The sequence below is a fragment of the Virgibacillus byunsanensis genome, assembly GCF_042675965.1.
In the GTDB taxonomy this organism is placed as follows: Bacteria; Bacillota; Bacilli; order Bacillales; family Amphibacillaceae; genus Virgibacillus_R; species Virgibacillus_R byunsanensis.
Window position 1 is genome coordinate 1 of record NZ_JBHTKJ010000074.1, and the last position, 17,000, is coordinate 17,000.

Annotated in this window: 16 protein-coding genes, 14 tRNA genes, 1 rRNA gene and 2 pseudogenes; 32 read left to right on the plus strand and 1 reads right to left on the minus strand. The window is 36.4% G+C overall.

Features of this window, described 5'->3' with window-relative positions; genetic code table 11:
• Positions 1-163 precede the first annotated feature (163 nt).
• From rrf to ACFQ3N_RS19620, 15 genes are all read left to right on the plus strand, one after another.
• A 5S ribosomal RNA gene (gene rrf, locus ACFQ3N_RS19550) occupies positions 164-279 on the plus strand.
• A 95-nt stretch (positions 280-374) separates the two neighbouring features.
• Positions 375-449, plus strand: a tRNA-Asn gene (locus tag ACFQ3N_RS19555).
• A gap of 1 nt (position 450) precedes the next feature.
• A tRNA-Ser gene (locus ACFQ3N_RS19560) sits at positions 451-542 on the plus strand.
• 18 nt (positions 543-560) lie between these two features.
• A tRNA-Glu gene (locus tag ACFQ3N_RS19565) sits at positions 561-635 on the plus strand.
• Positions 636-640: 5 nt separating this feature from the next.
• Positions 641-716: transfer RNA gene (locus ACFQ3N_RS19570), tRNA-Val, on the plus strand.
• Between the two features lie 22 nt (positions 717-738).
• Positions 739-815, plus strand: a tRNA-Met gene (locus ACFQ3N_RS19575).
• 29 nt (positions 816-844) lie between these two features.
• Positions 845-921, plus strand: a tRNA-Asp gene (locus ACFQ3N_RS19580).
• Between the two features lie 34 nt (positions 922-955).
• A tRNA-Phe gene (locus ACFQ3N_RS19585) sits at positions 956-1,031 on the plus strand.
• A gap of 31 nt (positions 1,032-1,062) precedes the next feature.
• Positions 1,063-1,146 (plus strand) — tRNA-Tyr (locus ACFQ3N_RS19590).
• A gap of 19 nt (positions 1,147-1,165) precedes the next feature.
• Positions 1,166-1,239, plus strand: a tRNA-Trp gene (locus tag ACFQ3N_RS19595).
• Positions 1,240-1,250: 11 nt separating this feature from the next.
• Positions 1,251-1,326 (plus strand) — tRNA-His (locus ACFQ3N_RS19600).
• Positions 1,327-1,342: 16 nt separating this feature from the next.
• A tRNA-Gln gene (locus tag ACFQ3N_RS19605) sits at positions 1,343-1,417 on the plus strand.
• 5 nt (positions 1,418-1,422) lie between these two features.
• Positions 1,423-1,497, plus strand: a tRNA-Gly gene (locus ACFQ3N_RS19610).
• A 10-nt stretch (positions 1,498-1,507) separates the two neighbouring features.
• A tRNA-Cys gene (locus ACFQ3N_RS19615) sits at positions 1,508-1,581 on the plus strand.
• Between the two features lie 3 nt (positions 1,582-1,584).
• Positions 1,585-1,666, plus strand: a tRNA-Leu gene (locus tag ACFQ3N_RS19620).
• 838 nt (positions 1,667-2,504) lie between these two features.
• Here ACFQ3N_RS19620 and ACFQ3N_RS19625 read toward each other — a convergent pair.
• Complete coding sequence (locus ACFQ3N_RS19625) at positions 2,505-2,666, minus strand: hypothetical protein (RefSeq protein ID WP_390364932.1); 162 nt, start codon at positions 2,664-2,666, stop codon at positions 2,505-2,507.
• 542 nt (positions 2,667-3,208) lie between these two features.
• Here ACFQ3N_RS19625 and ACFQ3N_RS19630 point away from each other — a divergent pair.
• From ACFQ3N_RS19630 to ACFQ3N_RS19710, 17 genes and pseudogenes are all read left to right on the plus strand, one after another.
• Entirely contained in the window at positions 3,209-4,114 is a 906-nt protein-coding gene (locus ACFQ3N_RS19630; protein WP_390364793.1) for an NAD(P)-dependent oxidoreductase, read from the plus strand.
• Between the two features lie 176 nt (positions 4,115-4,290).
• Positions 4,291-4,992, plus strand: a complete 702-nt coding sequence (locus ACFQ3N_RS19635; protein WP_390364795.1) for a GntR family transcriptional regulator — start codon at positions 4,291-4,293, stop codon at positions 4,990-4,992.
• Positions 4,993-5,077: 85 nt separating this feature from the next.
• Entirely contained in the window at positions 5,078-6,277 is a 1,200-nt protein-coding gene (locus ACFQ3N_RS19640; RefSeq protein ID WP_390364797.1) for a trans-sulfuration enzyme family protein, read from the plus strand.
• 54 nt (positions 6,278-6,331) lie between these two features.
• Positions 6,332-6,484 (plus strand): hypothetical protein, encoded by a 153-nt coding sequence (locus tag ACFQ3N_RS19645; protein ID WP_390364799.1) that lies wholly within the window; start codon positions 6,332-6,334, stop codon positions 6,482-6,484.
• Positions 6,485-6,808: 324 nt separating this feature from the next.
• A complete protein-coding gene (locus tag ACFQ3N_RS19650) occupies positions 6,809-7,840 on the plus strand; it encodes a uroporphyrinogen decarboxylase family protein (RefSeq protein ID WP_390364801.1) in 1,032 nt (343 codons plus the stop codon).
• A 261-nt stretch (positions 7,841-8,101) separates the two neighbouring features.
• Complete coding sequence (locus ACFQ3N_RS19655) at positions 8,102-9,247, plus strand: hypothetical protein (protein ID WP_390364804.1); 1,146 nt, start codon at positions 8,102-8,104, stop codon at positions 9,245-9,247.
• A gap of 126 nt (positions 9,248-9,373) precedes the next feature.
• Positions 9,374-10,060 (plus strand): GntR family transcriptional regulator, encoded by a 687-nt coding sequence (locus tag ACFQ3N_RS19660; RefSeq protein ID WP_390364806.1) that lies wholly within the window; start codon positions 9,374-9,376, stop codon positions 10,058-10,060.
• A 51-nt stretch (positions 10,061-10,111) separates the two neighbouring features.
• Positions 10,112-11,167 carry an NAD/NADP-dependent octopine/nopaline dehydrogenase family protein gene (locus ACFQ3N_RS19665; protein ID WP_390364808.1) on the plus strand — a complete coding sequence of 352 codons (1,056 nt, stop codon included), beginning with the start codon at positions 10,112-10,114 and terminating at the stop codon, positions 11,165-11,167.
• A gap of 174 nt (positions 11,168-11,341) precedes the next feature.
• Positions 11,342-11,506, plus strand: a pseudogene (locus ACFQ3N_RS19670) (PLP-dependent transferase); the annotation flags it as partial.
• A 134-nt stretch (positions 11,507-11,640) separates the two neighbouring features.
• Positions 11,641-12,402, plus strand: a complete 762-nt coding sequence (locus ACFQ3N_RS19675) for an amino acid ABC transporter ATP-binding protein (RefSeq protein WP_390364810.1) — start codon at positions 11,641-11,643, stop codon at positions 12,400-12,402.
• Positions 12,403-12,434: 32 nt separating this feature from the next.
• On the plus strand, positions 12,435-13,262 hold the full coding sequence (locus ACFQ3N_RS19680) for a transporter substrate-binding domain-containing protein (RefSeq protein ID WP_390364812.1): 828 nt from the start codon (positions 12,435-12,437) through the stop codon (positions 13,260-13,262).
• Positions 13,263-13,390: 128 nt separating this feature from the next.
• On the plus strand, positions 13,391-14,098 hold the full coding sequence (locus ACFQ3N_RS19685; RefSeq protein WP_390364814.1) for an amino acid ABC transporter permease: 708 nt from the start codon (positions 13,391-13,393) through the stop codon (positions 14,096-14,098).
• Positions 14,099-14,791, plus strand: coding sequence for an amino acid ABC transporter permease (locus tag ACFQ3N_RS19690; protein ID WP_390364816.1), 693 nt, complete (start codon positions 14,099-14,101; stop codon positions 14,789-14,791). It abuts the gene before it with no gap.
• Between the two features lie 24 nt (positions 14,792-14,815).
• Complete coding sequence (locus ACFQ3N_RS19695; RefSeq protein ID WP_390364818.1) at positions 14,816-14,974, plus strand: ATP-binding cassette domain-containing protein; 159 nt, start codon at positions 14,816-14,818, stop codon at positions 14,972-14,974.
• Between the two features lie 5 nt (positions 14,975-14,979).
• Positions 14,980-15,129, plus strand: coding sequence for a hypothetical protein (locus ACFQ3N_RS19700; RefSeq protein ID WP_390364820.1), 150 nt, complete (start codon positions 14,980-14,982; stop codon positions 15,127-15,129).
• 203 nt (positions 15,130-15,332) lie between these two features.
• On the plus strand, positions 15,333-16,292 hold the full coding sequence (locus ACFQ3N_RS19705) for an L-threonine 3-dehydrogenase (protein ID WP_390364822.1): 960 nt from the start codon (positions 15,333-15,335) through the stop codon (positions 16,290-16,292).
• A gap of 455 nt (positions 16,293-16,747) precedes the next feature.
• Positions 16,748-16,918: pseudogene (locus tag ACFQ3N_RS19710) on the plus strand (DDE-type integrase/transposase/recombinase); the annotation flags it as partial.
• Positions 16,919-17,000: the final 82 nt, after the last annotated feature.

Genomic DNA, 17,000 nt, shown 5'->3' on the forward strand with positions numbered 1-17,000 from the left:
ATTTTATGTACCTATTTGTATTTGGATGACTTGAATGTAAAGCTCTTATTTAGTTTTTAGGGTACAACCCTATACATAATTTAAATTTATGCTTGATTTTTTTTGAAAATCAATTATAATATTGGTTGTCACAAAAAAATCTTGCTGTCACTTTTATATTATGTCTGGTAGTTATAGCGGAGAGGACACACCTGTTCCCATACCGAACACAGAAGTTAAGCTTTCCAGCGCCGATGGTAGTTGGGGCATTGCCCCTGCAAGAGTAGGACGCCGCCAGGCAAATTTCATTCTATTAATAGCTTGATCATAAGCACCTTTGTGTGCGGGTCATACGAGGAATGAAGCTCCTCCGAAGTAATATTCATTTGGATTATTCCACAGTAGCTCAGTGGTAGAGCTATCGGCTGTTAACCGATCGGTCGTAGGTTCGAATCCTACCTGTGGAGCCATGGAGAGCTGTCCGAGTGGCCGAAGGAGCACGATTGGAAATCGTGTAGGCCGCTAACGCGGCCTCGAGGGTTCGAATCCCTCGCTCTCCGCCACTTTTGATATATTATATTGGCCCGTTGGTCAAGTGGTTAAGACACCGCCCTTTCACGGCGGTAACACGGGTTCGAATCCCGTACGGGTCACCACTTATGGAGGATTAGCTCAGCTGGGAGAGCACTTGCCTTACAAGCAAGATGTCGCAGGTTCGAGCCCTGCATCCTCCACCATTAATTTAATATTATTTCATATCGCGGGGTGGAGCAGTCTGGTAGCTCGTCGGGCTCATAACCCGAAGGTCGCAAGTTCAAATCTTGCCCCCGCAACCAATTTAATTCAATTAAATCTTCTTATAGTTGGTCCGGTAGTTCAGTTGGTTAGAATGCCTGCCTGTCACGCAGGAGGTCGCGGGTTCGAGTCCCGTCCGGACCGCCACTTTAAAAACAACATTTCATAAATATTTTAGTATGGCTCGGTAGCTCAGTCGGTAGAGCAACGGACTGAAAATCCGTGTGTCGGCGGTTCGATTCCGTCCCGAGCCACCATTTTTCAAAATCAAAGTAACTCCAATCATATGGAGGGGTAGCGAAGTGGCTAAACGCGGCGGACTGTAAATCCGCTCCTTCGGGTTCGGCAGTTCGAATCTGCCCCCCTCCACCATATATTTTTTATTTTAAGTAGGGGTATAGTTTAATGGTAAAACGAAGGTCTCCAAAACCTTTGATGTGGGTTCGATTCCTACTACCCCTGCCATTTTCTATATGGCGGTCGTGGCGAAGTGGTTAACGCACCGGATTGTGGCTCCGGCATACGTGGGTTCAATCCCCACCGGTCGCCCCATAATGTTAATATGAATTGGGCTATAGCCAAGCGGTAAGGCATCGGGTTTTGATCCCGTGTACCCCAGGTTCGAATCCTGGTAGCCCAGCCATTATCGCGGAAGTAGTTCAGTGGTAGAACATCACCTTGCCAAGGTGGGGGTCGCGGGTTCGAATCCCGTCTTCCGCTCCAAAATTATTATGGCGGTATAGCCAAGTGGTAAGGCAGAGGTCTGCAAAACCTTTATCACCGGTTCAAATCCGGTTACCGCCTCCATATGCCGGTGTGGCGGAATTGGCAGACGCGCACGACTCAAAATCGTGTTCCTTCTGGAGTGCCGGTTCGACCCCGGCCACCGGTATCTACTTTATACACACAAACTACAAAATATTATTATCGTAAGAGAAAAGACAGGTTATTGCCTGTCTTTTTTTGTTGTTCCATTTTAACTGATTGGCTTCTAATGACAACTTAATATGCCCATAAAAGCGGAAACATCTTAACATCTACGTTAAACTTATAACAATATGCGGGGGTGAGCAAACTTGCGGAAAATAATTGATTTTTTTGGCATAAGTTGGTTATGATTGAAGTAATGTTTTATTACTCATTATGCTTTACAACTATATGTTTCCCTTTAATGTGGTGTCACTATGGAAAACCAATAACAGATTATTATTTTGTCAGTTTCCACATTATTTATTGGTGGCTTGGTATTCAATATATTCTTATCAGAAGTACATCCTATAAAATCGGAGGATTTAGGAGAGGGTTTTCCAAAGAGTTTATCATCACCGTATTTGTTGGCAAGTTAATTTTTTTCTTATTTCCAATTTTGTCTTTTTTGAAATAACTGACAATACTGTTCTAAGCATATATTTTCCTATGTTTTTAATGATAGGGGGATATTTTTCATTTTGCATTCTTCGAAAATATATTTTAGAAAGAAATGATTATAAAGGTCGTGAAATTAATAGAGGCATTACTTTGCTAGGAAAGATATTGTTTTTAGTATCCCCGCTTTTTTGGTACTTGGATACTTTTTCCTGCCTTAATTATTCTGCCGGACTGCATACAGACTTTGAAAGGGTGAAAGTTTATGAATAAAACGAAATCAAGAATAATGATAGGAGATAAACTTCAACATTTAATGAGAGTTAATGGTTTTGGTGTTGCTTCTCTAGTTAAAGGTTCTAATATTAATGAATCAACGCTTCAAGATCACTTGAAAAAATTAGATAATCATTAGAGGCATATTGGCTGCCTCGATCTGAATGGTGAATCGAACCTTTTGTTGGTGGTTGTGTGACCATTGCTCGCTTTAAAGCTGTAATGGGGGACTGGCACCATATATTTTTCATGTCTAAAATGCAAGGCTGTGTTGTTTTTCCATAGAAAGCTAAAGCTTGCCAAGTAGACGTGTGAAATTAAAGTAAGTAGAAGGCACAAAACTTACAGTGATCTCATTAAAGAGCCGTCTTCATGTCCTCTTATTCTAGGCTTTGTCCTTTTTTTCTTTGGTATCTACGTGTTATTCATTAAGACATTGGTATATTTCTTAAATTCGCCTAAGGTTTTATTCAGCAGCTTTTCCGATTTCCGGTAATAATTATATCGATTCGGCTTTATTTGATATACGCTTTTTTAATAAATAAACAGTTCAACAAGATACTCATTTTTAAAAAAAACTAACTAAAATGGAATTCTCTACTTTTCATCTTGTTAACTTGATGGCTTTGGGGACTGGACCTATTTTTAAACCTTTTAAAAATTTGGAAAATAAAATTGGTGGCTGTCCCAAAAGTATAGGGATATTTGACAGTTTTTTTAATATATAGCTGAAGAATGAGCAATTGGACTTCTTCCCAAGTGTCGAGTATGATTTTAGTACTCTCTTACAAAAATGAAAGGATTGATAAAAATAGTAAAAGAAAAAAACAAGATCATAGGCTTTATTGGCACAGGAGTTATGGGGAATGCGATGGCGAAAAACCTGCTGAAGATTGGTTACAGTGTAATTGTCTACACAAGGACTAAAGAAAAAGCTGAAAATTTACTCAATCTGGGAGCAATTTGGAAGAATTCAATCCAAGAGCTTGTTAGTACATCAGATGTAATCATTTCAATGGTTGGCTCACCGAAAGATGTAGAGGAGGTTTACTTCAGTGACTCTGGTATTTTGGAAAATGCAAAGCAGGGTACTTTATTGATAGATATGACGACATCAAAACCATCTTTGGCGAAACGTATATTTCAGGCAGCACATTCTAAAAAATTACTTACTCTTGATGCACCGGTTTCAGGAGGTGAAAATGGTGCGAAACAAGGTACGCTTTCAATTATGACAGGAGGAACTGAAGAAGCATACAAACAGTCATTGCCGATATTAGAGGCTATGGGCAAAAATATAATTTATAAAGGCAAGGCTGGGTCGGGACAATTTACAAAAATGTGTAATCAAATGGCTATGGCAAATAACATGATGGGTGTATGTGAAGCAATTATTCTTGCTGAAAAATCCGGTATGGATCCAAAAAGTGTAATCGATACTATGTCTGTAGGAACATCTAATAGCTGGGTAATGGGAAATTTAGCATATAAAATGATTGAGGGTGATTTTACACCAGGGTTTTATGTGAAACATCTAATTAAAGATCTGACAATTGCATTGGAATCCGCACAGGAGTTAAATGTAGCTGCCCCCGGACTTGAACTATGCTTAAGATTGTTTAAAGAATTGGAAGGTATGGGGGAAGGGGATAATGGGACACGTGCATTGATAAAGCTTTATAAGATCAAATCAAAGTAGGTATAATCGTTTTATTAAAACTTAAAATTAACTGATAAATTAGAATATAAATTATTTTAAAAATAACTTGACATCTTTAAAAGCATGGCGTATTGTAAATATATACATTTATTGTATACATTTATTGCGTACATTTATTGTATACATTTTTAACAAAATATAAGCGAGGTATTACAATGACAAATCAGACCAACCGAGCAGGATTAAGAGGGCTTACTGCAAAAGACTATGCCTATAATGAAATAAAACAAGGAATCATTGAAGGGAAATTACCGCCAAACCTTCCTGTAAGAGAAGAAGAGATATCTTCAAAATTAAAAATTAGTCGTACACCACTACGGGGGGCGTTTGAAAGGCTTGAATTCGAGAAAATGGTAGTTCGCCAATCCAATGGCAGACTTAAAATAGCACCAATTTCTGTCCAAGAGGTAAAAGAAATATTCAAAGTCAGATCTAAACTTGAAGAAATTGCTGTCTTTGAAGCAACTGAAAGAGCATCGGATGAGGATATTAAAAACTTGTACGAAATAGCAGAGTCAATTAGAAAAACAACCCAAAAAGGCAATATCGAAGAAATTCTGCATCATGGAGGTGAATTCCACTTGTACCTTTATCAATTAAGCGGTAACAGAGTTGTAAGCAATTTCCTATCACAGCTGAATGACCATATCCATAGATACCGTCGTTTGGTCCCGAAACAAAGTTTGAATCGGATTATGGAAGAAGGTGAAGAGCATTTGGAAATAGTCGATTGTATAGCGAAGAGAGATGCAAAAGGTGCAGAACTTGCAATGAAGAAACACATTGAAAATAGTTTGAAATCAGCCGTTACAGCTATAGGTATCTATGAAAAAAATAAAGCAGATTCCATATGGTGATACAGAAATTATAGTTCACATTCACTAATCACGAATGATTTTATATAAAACAGCAAAACATTTCTTGGGAGGGGTTTAATTAATTATGGTTACAAATTGGAATTTTAATACACAGGCAGTTCATAATGAGCAAAATCCAGATGAAAAGTCAGGTGCTGTTTCACAGCCAATCATACCAGCAGTTGCATATTCCTTTGATAATGCAGAAGCGGCGGTTGCCGTTGTATCCGGAGAAAAGGAAGGAAGATATTATGGAAGATATGGCAATCCCACTACAAGGACACTTGAGAAAAAGGTAGCAAGTCTTGAAAATGCTGAAGACGCTTTAGGCGTCAGCAGTGGAATGGCAGCTATCAGCATAGCATTGATGGCGAACCTTGCTTCAGGAGATCATGTTGTAGTTACAAAGGATGTATACGGAGGAACACATAAGTTTTTATCAACTATAGCCACAAGATATGGAATTGAATATGATTACGTGGATTGTACTGATGCTGCTTGTATTGAAAGCGCTATTAACAGGAAAACCCGTGCAGTGTATATTGAAACACCCTCAAATCCAAGTCTTACATTGATTGATATCAAGGCAGTTGCTAGTATTACAAAACGCTATGATCTTAAACTGATTGTAGATAATACATTTATGACACCATATTTACAGAAACCGCTTGGGTTAGGTGCAGACATTGTGATTCATAGTGCTACGAAATATTTAAATGGACATGGCGATGTTATTGCAGGGGTTATTTGTGGGAAGAAAACAGACATAGATTATATGCGCAAAGATGTGATGGGTGACCTCGGACAAAATCTTAATGCTTGGGAGTCATTTTTGATCTTAAGAGGGATAAAGACATTGGGGGTACGAATGGAACAACATTGCAGCAATGCTCAGAAGGTCGCAAGATTTTTAGAGAAAAATCCATTTGTTGACAAAGTATTTTATCCAGGTTTGGAATCACATCCTCAGCATGAGCTGGCAGTTCGGCAGATGAAGGAAAATGGAGGAATTGTCGCATTTGAAGTTAAAGGAGGGGTCCAGGTAGGAAAAGATTTTATCAGTGCACTGAATATGGCTATGATCTCATTTAGCCTAGGCGATCCAGAGACGTTGGTGCAGCATCCGGCATCGATGACTCACTCATCGATACCGGAAGAAGAACTTGCGAATTTCGGAATAGCAAAAGGTTTGATCAGACTATCTGTTGGGCTAGAAGATGCAGATGATATTATCGTGGACCTTGAGCAGGCATTAAAGTCAAGTGCCGTTCCTGTTAAAAATTAAAATATATAATTTAATTTTTTTACCGAAATTAAACTGAATATTTTAATCAGTGTGATGATTTTAATTTATCTGAATTATGAGGGGGCGATGCTGTCACTTCAAGCATTCGGATATACTGAGGTTGTAAAAGGGATCGATATAAATGTTAATAAAGGCGATTTCGTAACATTCATTGGACAGGAAAAAAACGTTACAAAGGCCCAATAATTATCTGGAAAAACCTCAGGAAGGTGAAGTGTTATATCAGACGTTTGTTTAAATTATAAATCGGTACACAAAAAGGATAGCCTTATATGGTAATTATTAAAACGCCTTCATAAGCATTTTAAATCACAGTGGCCAATAATTTTGTGTAAGCCAAAATAAATAATGGAAGCAATGACCTTTAGGTATCTGGAAGCACTTGTTGCTGCCTTATCTATTGGCTACTAAATGTAACCTTGACAGCGCTTATTAACAAATATGAACTTCGTTTAAGAAGGGCACACTGATGTCTTGTAACTTCTAACTAAAAAAAGGGAGATATGTGTGATGAATAAGTATGAACGTATTAAAGCAGCGTTGAACTTTGAGGAAGTTGACCGGGTACCAATCAGTTTGTGGATGCATCTATCCGAGAATGATATCAATCCAAAAAGCCTTGCGGAATCCCAAATAGAACAAACCAGAAAATATGATTTTGATTTTATTAAATTAATGCCTTTTGGTTTATACTGTGTAGAAGATTGGGGGGCACAAGTACAGTACTATAGCAAATCCAATCAACCACCAATCGTGAAGAAGCCAGGTATTGAATCAATAGAAGACTGGGGAAAACTGAAGGTTCTACCAGCGATCTATGGTACCTATGGAAAGCAGCTTCAACTGGCTGAACATGTAAGCAGGAAAGTTGGGGGGGAGACACCATTTGTTCAGACCATATTCAGTCCATTAACAGTTGCCCGAAAGTTAGCTGGGGACCGCCTGCTTTTGGATATGAAGGAAAATCCAGCAATTGTTAAGCAGGCACTTGAAGTGATCACTGAAACGACGATTAACTTTGTGAAAGCCAATGTTAATGCAGGTGTTGATGGATTCTTTTTTGCAACTCAATGCGCCTCAGAAGAACTGTTAACGGAAGAGGAATATAAAATATTTGGAGTGCCTTACGACTTAAAGGTTATCGAAAGCTACAATAAGGAAACATTTTTTAATATAGCACATATTCACGGGGATAAAATTATGTTTGACTTAGTAGCAAATTATCCGGTTAATTGCCTGAATTGGCATGATCGTTGGATTTCTCCTTCCTTGGCTGAGGCACGTAAACGAACAGACAAATGTCTGCTTGGAGGAGTAAGAGAAGCCCCATACTTTGATGGGAACAATAAAAAAATCAGAGATAGTCTGTTAATTGATGGCACTGTAGTAGAAATCGGTAATCATGTGAAAGAATCTATTGATTCTGTAGATGGGAAAGGATTAATATTAGGTCCGGGCTGTGTTATTGATCAGCAGACACCAGAAAGAAGCCTGTATGCTGCCAGAAGATCAGTTTATACCGGCGCCCACACTTTGGTATAAATTAGGTGCCGCTTGGAGATTCGTAATTTTACGAAGCTCCATTTTGTAAAGGGGTATTTGTTAATTTTGAAAAAATGGAGTAATCGAATTATATTATTGCTTATTGTCTTGTATATTGTAGAACAATTCTATACTTTTCAAATTTTTACTGTCGGTATTGTCATTCTAACTGTATTTACTACGTTCATCAGCCTGAGGTACAGTAGGAATATGCCCAGGATTTTTAGTATAATTATGCTGAGTACAGGATGTCTTATTTTATTGATTCAGAGTGCCGGACTGGATATTTGGATGGAGAGTATTATAAAAAATCTGCCTTTGGTTTGTTTAATTATCATTGTTCCAATTTTATCTGTCCCTATTAATCTCGGTAAATATGATAATGATATTGCAGAGTTAACTGCGAAATTTAATGGGAACCTGAAATTTTTATTTTTATTTTTAACTAGTCTTTTTTATATTTTAGGACCAATAACAAATTTAGGATCTATTCATATTATTAATTCGATGGTTCAGAAATTGAGACTCCCACCTGAATTTTTAGGCAGGGTCTATGTTCGGGGATTCTCCTCAATTAATACATGGGCACCATATTTTGCCTCCGTATTTTTAGTTGTATATTATTTGGAAATCCCAATGGCTAAATTCTTGCCATATGGATTATTGCTGAGCTTTTTTCAATTCCTTACAGCAAATACTTTATTTTCATTAAAAGAAGCTCGTTCCATATCTATTGAATATTCGGGGTTAAGATCAGAAAACGGATTAAAAAAATTGTATGAATTGTTTTTTATTCTCCTGCTTTTAATTGGAGTCATATTTTATTTCGAACCATATATTGATGTGAATGTGAGTATATTGATTATTCTTGCATCTGTAATTTTCTCTATTGTCTGGAGTATGTACTTAAAAAAATTTAAAAGGTTTATGCATAAGACACAGGATTTTCGTGACAGCATCATGCCAAAACAGGCAAATGAAATTTCCTTGTTCCTAAGTGCTGGCTTTTTTGGGGTTGTCCTTTCAACTACAATTTTCTCAGATTATTTAAATATCATATGGATTCAGGTTGCTGGCGTGTCAATATTACTGCTTATTTCATTTACAATCAGTCTTGTCGCCATTCTATCATTTTTAGGGATTCACCAGATTGTTATTATAAGTTCAATACTAGCAAGTGTATCTCCATCACTTATTGGAATTGATGACATAACATTAGCGATGATCCTGCTTAGTTCTTGGGCAATAGCAGGAACCGTTTCCCCTATAACACCAACAAATGTTGTTACATCCGATATTATTAATGTAAATGTATATCAGATTATATTGAAATGGAACCTGCTCTATTCTATCATTCTTGCAGTTGTACATACTCTTATTATTTATATTGTACATTTGCTAATTTAGACAAAGCTGAGAAATAGGATATCCTATTTAATTAAATATAAAGAATTATATAAATATTCATTGCAATCTGACAAATACGAGTTATAATAATTGTATACAATTATTATATTATACTAAAAGGTGGTGATGAATTTTGATAAAAAAAAATATATAAGTAGAATTTCATCTAAAGATATTGCTTATGAACAGTTAAAGGAAAGGATTATAAAATGCATTTTTGATCCAGGTCAACCTATTGTAGAAGATGAGTTAGCAAAAGAATTAGAGATAAGTAGAACACCTCTAAGAGAGGCATTACTACGACTCGAACTAGAGGGATTAGTTGTTCGAAATTCTAATGGAAGAATTAAAGTTGCTCCTATATCAATTAAAGAGTTAAAAGAATTATTTATTATGCGCAGTAAATTGGAAGGAATTGTGATTGTGGATGCAATTGATAATATTACCGAAGAAGATGTTAAGTACTTATCTTACCTTGCCAAAATGGTTAAGTTGACTTCGCGACTGCGAAACCATGAAGACATTGATAACTTTGGTGCCCAGTTTCATAATTTTATTTATAACATAAGTGGTAACAAAACTGCTGTAAAAATTTTATTCCAGCTAAATGATCATATTAACCGATATAGACGCTTGGCCCATAAACACATTATTGATACAAAAAAAGCATCAGATGAACATGAGATTATTCTTGAATACATCATTAATAAAGATAAAGTAAACGCAGAATCCAAAATAGTAAACCACATTATTGGTTCAATGAACCAGGCTGTAAAAGCTGTCGAAAAATATGAAAGTTCAGTTACCAAATAAGCAAGGTAAGGTTCAGTTAAGGAAATAAAACGTATTAAGGAGAGAATTTTTATGAGGTACGCGGTAATAGGTGGAGGTAACACAGGTCAGGCCATAGCTAGCTACCTTTCACTAAATGAAAAGAAAGTAAAGTTATATACACGCGATTCATATAAGGCAAAAAGAATCTCAGAGGAGGGTTTAAAACTAAAGGGAGTGTATTCTGCTAACATAAAATTGAAAGCGTATTCATCGCTAAGTGAAGTAATTGCAGATTCCGAGATTATTATTATCGCAACCACCTCCTCTGGGCATAAACCAATCATAAATCAAATTAAACCGTTTTTGGAGAAAAATCAGACAATTGTATTTTTCCCAGGATACTGGGGGGCAGTCGAATGTCATGAAATACTAGGTCATGAAATAGAAAATAAAAATATTACGATCGCAGAAACTAGTGCTATGCCGTTTATTAGTAAAGCCGATAATAATGGTTCGGTTTACATTAATAGAATTAAAAATAACGTGCTTATAAGTACGCTACCTACATCAACGAGTCTCTCTATCTCAACATCTTTTTTAGATGATTTTCCACAACTGGTACAAGCAAAAAACATTTTTGAAACATCATTAAATAATACAAATGTTGTTGTTCACACACCAATATCATTATTTAATGCTAGTAGGATTGACGCTTCTGAAGAATTTCAATTTTATGCTATCGGCGCCTCCCCCCTCGCTGTAAGATATATTGAAAATCTTGATAATGAGCGTCGGACAATAGCAGATTTATTTCAGATAAAAACAGAAAATATATTAACTATCTTAAATAATTTCTACAGAACCAATTATTCCAATTTATATGATGCGTTACCTGGTTTATTTCCGGATGCTGCAGCTCCTACCACTTTTGATCATAGGTATTTTACAGAAGATATTCCTTTTGGACTTGTTCCTATTTCCGAAATAGGAAAAAAAGCGGGAATTGAAACACCTTTTACAGATTCAATTATTAACACTGCATCATTATTTTTAAATAAAAATTATAGGAAGGATGGAGTAAATTTTGAGGGAATGACTTTTGAAGAAATTTCTAGTTTAGGTAGCTTGACTGAAAAAATTAATTAATTTTCAAAACATCAACTTATTGAGGGGGGGAGTTTAGAGGACCATGGAGGGAAGGGAGTATTGTGTCCTTTGAAGTTAATGGAGGTGTTAAAGCAGGGAAAATTTAATTTATTGCATAAAAATTGCGATGATTTCTTTTAGTCTAGGTGACTCAGAAACATTAATCCAGTATAAATGACTCATTCTTCAATTCCTGAAGTTGAGCTTGCTGATTTTGGAATTACAAAAGGTTTAATTCGATTATCTGTTGGGTTGGAAGATGTAAACGATATTATCTCTGATTTAGATCAAGCTATTATCAATTGCTGTTACAGCAAAAAATGTATGTATCGTGGATAAGGGGGGGATATCATAAGTTAATTTTTTTGAATAAGAAGATTTATAATCTATAAATGGTGTATAACAGTAATCAGGTAGAAACAGTATGATCGACTCATTACAATTGTCAATTAGTTTGACAAGGGAGGACTTTGATGTTAAATATTCACAATTTGAGATTATCATTTGGAGATAATGAGGTTTTGAAGGGGGTCGATTTATCAATTGATAAAGGTGATGTCGTAACATTTATAGGACCGAGTGGAACAGGGAAGACAACCATATTAAAATGCATCAATTATTTGGTGAAGCCTGATGAAGGTGAGATAGATATAGCAGACCTTCACTTTAACTATAAAACAATAAAGAAAAAGGACATACTTAAACTTCGACGAAAAACAGCAATGGTATTTCAGCACTTCAATATTTTTAAAACTAAGACAGTCATACAAAATGTGATGGATGCCCAAATGGTAGTTCAGAAGAAATCTAAAAAAGAAGCTTATGAAAAAAGTATTGAAGAAATAAGAAGAGTGGGATTATTGGACAAGGAAAATGAATACCCTTCTAAATTATCCGGTGGACAACTGCAACGAGTCGGTATTGCACGTGCGTTAGCTGTAGAACCAGAAGTAATTTTATTTGATGAACCAACATCTTCACTCGACCCGGAATTAGTGGGGGAGGTTTTAAATGTTATCGAAGATGTAGCAAAATCGGGAATGACCATTCTTCTCGTTACACATGAAATGGATTTTGCAAAAAAAATATCAAATAAAGTTGTATTTATGGATCAGGGGAAGGTTGTTGAAGAGGGATCACCTTTACAAATCTTTGAGAACTCTACCCATAAGAGAACAAGACAGTTTTTAAAAAGTTTCTATGAGGATACAGAGAACTTTGAAAAGTCAATATGATTTATTAATAATAAACTAGGGAGTTGATTATGATGGTCAAAAAAATGACTGCATTGGTTTTACTTTTCGGAGTAATTTTTTTATTAGCTGCATGTGGCAGTGAAACTACTTCGGGTGATACAGACGATTCTGAAGTAAGGACGGTAGAAGTTACAGTTCCGCCAACTTCTAAAAATCTAAGTTGGCAAACACCAGATGGTGAAATCCTAGGCTATGAACCGGATGTATTAAGGGCGATTGATGAAAAACTAGAAGACTACAATTTTAATATTCTGGCTGTATCTGATAGTGCTCAAGAGACAGGGCTGAAAACTGGAAAATATGATGTTGCTGTTGGTGGATACTATAAAACGCCAGAACGTGAGGAACAATTTTTAATTCCTTCCGAGCCCACTGGCATGAGCCTGATCAAAATATATGTTAGAGAAGACAGTGATATAGAGGAAATGAAAGACTTGGTGGGAAAGAATATGGTTCCCACGACAGCAGGTGGAGGCACTCACAATGTTATTATGGAATGGCAAGAGGAAAATCCGGAATATAATCTTGAAGTTACTTCATCAAGTGGTGACATACCCTACTCAGAACGACTACAGTCAGTAGAAGGCGGTCAGTTTGATGCTCTAATTCTTCCCTCCAATTTGGGGCAAAATGAGGTAATTGAAGAACTGGATTTAAATATTCGAGAAACAGATCCTATTAAAACAGGTGAAACCGTTATGCTGATTCATAACTCAGAAGAAAATGAACAATTAGCTGAAGACATTAACAACGCATTGAAAGAATTGAGAGATGAGGGAACACTTTCTGAAATCTCTAATGAATATTATGGTGAAGATATTTTTCAATATGCAGAGTAAAAGTTAGTAATAGAATTGCATTAATGGCCTTTACCCCCCCCCATTAAAAAGGCTTACTTCTTCCTTTTAATGGGGGTTGCTTTTAATGAGAGGTTTAAATTTCTTAGTAAAGGAGAGGTTTGGTTGGTATGGATACACCAAACACACTACACACCATCATTCAACTATTAGAGGTAGCTTACATCAATTTGATTATTTTAGTGGTATCAGCCGTGTTCGGATTATTACTAGGCGCACTGTTAACAATGTTTAAAATTAAAAAAATTCCTGTTCTCAAACAACTGGTTGGTACATTTTCTTCATTTGCGAGAAGTGTCCCTATCATCATTCAGTTGTTTATTGTTTATTATGCTCTGCCGCCTATTGCTGCTCAGTTTGGTATTGATATTAACAACTTGGGGGCGTCTGTTGCAGCTACTTTTGCGCTAACTATGTATCATGGCGGCTATCTTACTGAAGTTTTTCGTGCAGCCTACATTTCTGTTGAGAAGGGGCAGCACGAGGCGGCGGATAGTTTTGGTTATCCTCCTGTAAAAAAGTTTTTCAGAATCATACTTCCACAAGTAATACCAGTTGCATTGCCCGGATGGGGGAATGCCTTAGTTCATTTAACTCACGATACTTCCCTTGTTTTTGCTCTTGGTGTAATTGATTTAATGGGCCGCGCTGATTTAATCTCAGCTTCATCTTATGGGGTTAATCAGGTACAAATTTATATCATCGTCGCTTTACTATATTGTCTTATTACATTTATGACTGATTGGATGGTTCGTTTGTTTGAAAAGAAAAATAGAAAATATAAGTTGGACACTGGTCTTAAGGCTGGGGGGATATAAATGCTTAATCTTGAAATATTGATAGAGGATTTTTTGGGTGTGTTGACCGTAGTCCCACAGACGTTTGCGTTAGCTGTGACTATATTTATTTTGTCCGTATTTGTGGGGACCATCATGGCATTAATTCAGGAATATAAGGTTCCCGTGATATCACAAATTGTTTGGTTGTTTAAATTGTTTCTGAGAGGTACGCCATTGATAGTGTTCATCTTAATCATGTATTACTCATTACCTATGATTGTTGACTTTTTCGCATCTTTGTTAGGTATTGATTTTAACCCATACGGTATATCGCCCGTCGTGATTCTCATCGTTGCGGTAACACTGACGTTGTCGTCTTTTCAATCAGAAACGATAAGGGGTTCATTTCTTTCCGTAAGTTACGGACAAGTTGAGGCGGCCCGCTCTATGGGATACAATTCTTTTCAGGCCTTTCGGAGAGTTATTTTTCCACAGGCACTTGTGGAGGCGATTCCTGAATTCGGAAGTGCTTTCTTGATTATAATGAAGGCGATTTCATTGGGATATATGATTACGGTTGTCGATATATTCGCAAAGACCAGACTTATGGCTGCTTCGAATTCTTATTACATTGAAGCATTTATAGTAGCGGCTTTAATGTATTGGGCTATAGCTTATTTTATTACGTATATAGCAAGCAAATATGAATCAATCTTGTTAAGCAGGTCATAATTTCTGTTTATAAAACTCCAAACAGTGGGACTAGAAAATAAAAGAAAAGAACATCCATTTTCTTTAAGCAGGGACGAGCGGCAAAGATTAGCTGTAGCAACTAAGTTAGTTTCGAATCCCAAGCTTATTTTATTAGATGAACCAACCATGGTCAGGATGAACAAAGTCTGCAATCTCTATTAAAATTAATGAAAAATCTAATAGAGAAGACAGAAGCAACGATTGTTATGATAATACATGATATGGAAATTGTTTCCCAATATGCTAGTAGAGTAGTAGTAATCAATGCTGGGAGAGTTGTTATTGAGGGGAGTCCAAATGAAATGATATTTTCTTAAAACTCTAAAAAGCTACATTCATTGAAATTAAAACCACCAATCATTTCGCAATTCTCAGCAGAACTGAATAAATACGGATTTCCACATATATCAAATTGGAACATTTTTAGTAATCATTTTGTAGATAATGATAACGGGATAACAAGTAGAACAAAAACTTCAATTATATAATGTGATTTTAAGATACAAGTAGGAGGATAATAATGGAAAGGGTCTTAATTACCGGTGCTTTGGGTCAAATTGGAACAGAATTGGTTATGAAAATGAGAGGAATTTATGGTGCAGACAATGTTATAGCTACCGATATTAGAAAAAGGGATGATGCCGTCGTACTCGGTGGGACTTTTGAAATTTTAGATGTAACCGATAAAAAAGCGTATTTTGAAGTTGCTAGGAAATATAGAGTTGATACAATAATCCACCTTGCAGCGTTATTATCAGCAACTGCTGAAACAAAACCTATTCTTGCTTGGGACTTAAATATGGGTGGACTTCTGAATGCATTAGAAGTTGCAAAAGAATTAGAATGCAAATTTTTCACACCAAGTTCCATAGGGGTATTTGGACCAACTACACCGAAAAATAATACACCACAAGATACAATTCAAAGACCAACTACTATGTATGGTGTTAATAAAGTATCTGGTGAGCTACTTTGTGATTATTACTTTCACAAATATGGCCTTGATACAAGAGGGCTTCGTTTTCCAGGTCTGATTTCATCAGTTGCACTTCCTGGAGGGGGGACGACAGATTATGCAGTTGAAATTTACTATGAAGCGATTGAAAATGCTAAGTTTTCCTCCTATATTGCACAAGGAACCTATATGGATATGATGTATATGCCGGATGCACTAGATGCAATTATAAATTTGATGGAAGCAGATGCAACAAAACTTGTTCACCGAAATTCATTTAACGTAACAGCAATGAGTTTTGAACCTAATGAAATTGCCTCTGAGATTCGACAACATATTCCTAAATTTAAAATGGAGTACAATGTCGATCCTGTAAAGCAAGCAATTGCGGAAAGTTGGCCAGATTCAATAGACGCAACAGTTGCCAAAGAAGAGTGGGGTTTTAAGATAGCATACGATTTGAAAGAAATGACGGAAGATATGCTTCTTAAGTTAGGAGGGAAATTAAAGCAGGTCGGTTCGTAGTGATACGTAGGGTGTTTAAGTGCCTGGTGTGACTTCCTTAAACATGTAATATTTTGCCGAAGAATGATAGATTAAAAGAATCTAAATACTGTGAGAGTGGTTGATTGTTGCTCTTCTTTTCCTTTTGGGAGAGGAGGTAATAATCATGGAAACATTTCTTGAAATCATACCATGAGATCGTGAAAGGTATTAGTGCTAGTCTTGGACACGCAATAGAGAGAACTTATATTATAGAATAAGTTGAATGGAGTGTGTAAAATGCCAAGACAATATGATCATGAATTTTAACAATATATAGTTAAATTAGTTGTAGAAAAAGAAAAGAACATGGCAGAAGTAGCGAGTGAGATGGATGCGCCCATCAGTCGTTTTGTCGTTACGGCTGAATCCAAACACTTCGAACCTATTTATCCCAACCTGTTTAAACCGGAAGTTTCACTCCGACCAGGCCTGATCTTGTATGGGTTACAGATATCACTTACATTTGGACCACAGAGGACTGGTTGTATCTAGCCACTGTTATGTATTTATATTCATGCAGAATCATTGGTTGGAACATGGATAAAAAAATGATTAAAGAGTTATGTTTAGTGGCTCTAGATCTTGCGTTACTCGGGGTGACATAATCCAGTTGATCTGCCTGTGTTTTTTGCTTCTTGCGATAGTCCGCACCCATCGCACCATCGTCTTATAAGGTACATTTCTCTG

Excerpts from the sequence above, each read along its gene's own strand:
- ACFQ3N_RS19625 (WP_390364932.1), bottom strand. The coding sequence starts at position 2,666 with ATGAAAAATATATGGTGCCAGTCCCCCATTACAGCTTTAAAGCGAGCA.
- ACFQ3N_RS19630 (WP_390364793.1), top strand. The coding sequence starts at position 3,209 with ATGAAAGGATTGATAAAAATAGTAAAAGAAAAAAACAAGATCATAGGC.
- ACFQ3N_RS19635 (WP_390364795.1), top strand. The coding sequence starts at position 4,291 with ATGACAAATCAGACCAACCGAGCAGGATTAAGAGGGCTTACTGCAAAA.
- ACFQ3N_RS19640 (WP_390364797.1), top strand. The coding sequence starts at position 5,078 with ATGGTTACAAATTGGAATTTTAATACACAGGCAGTTCATAATGAGCAA.
- ACFQ3N_RS19645 (WP_390364799.1), top strand. The coding sequence starts at position 6,332 with ATGATTTTAATTTATCTGAATTATGAGGGGGCGATGCTGTCACTTCAA.
- ACFQ3N_RS19650 (WP_390364801.1), top strand. The coding sequence starts at position 6,809 with ATGAATAAGTATGAACGTATTAAAGCAGCGTTGAACTTTGAGGAAGTT.
- ACFQ3N_RS19660 (WP_390364806.1), top strand. The coding sequence starts at position 9,374 with ATGAATTTTGATAAAAAAAAATATATAAGTAGAATTTCATCTAAAGAT.
- ACFQ3N_RS19665 (WP_390364808.1), top strand. The coding sequence starts at position 10,112 with ATGAGGTACGCGGTAATAGGTGGAGGTAACACAGGTCAGGCCATAGCT.
- ACFQ3N_RS19675 (WP_390364810.1), top strand. The coding sequence starts at position 11,641 with ATGTTAAATATTCACAATTTGAGATTATCATTTGGAGATAATGAGGTT.
- ACFQ3N_RS19680 (WP_390364812.1), top strand. The coding sequence starts at position 12,435 with ATGGTCAAAAAAATGACTGCATTGGTTTTACTTTTCGGAGTAATTTTT.
- ACFQ3N_RS19685 (WP_390364814.1), top strand. The coding sequence starts at position 13,391 with ATGGATACACCAAACACACTACACACCATCATTCAACTATTAGAGGTA.
- ACFQ3N_RS19690 (WP_390364816.1), top strand. The coding sequence starts at position 14,099 with ATGCTTAATCTTGAAATATTGATAGAGGATTTTTTGGGTGTGTTGACC.
- ACFQ3N_RS19700 (WP_390364820.1), top strand. The coding sequence starts at position 14,980 with ATGAAAAATCTAATAGAGAAGACAGAAGCAACGATTGTTATGATAATA.
- ACFQ3N_RS19705 (WP_390364822.1), top strand. The coding sequence starts at position 15,333 with ATGGAAAGGGTCTTAATTACCGGTGCTTTGGGTCAAATTGGAACAGAA.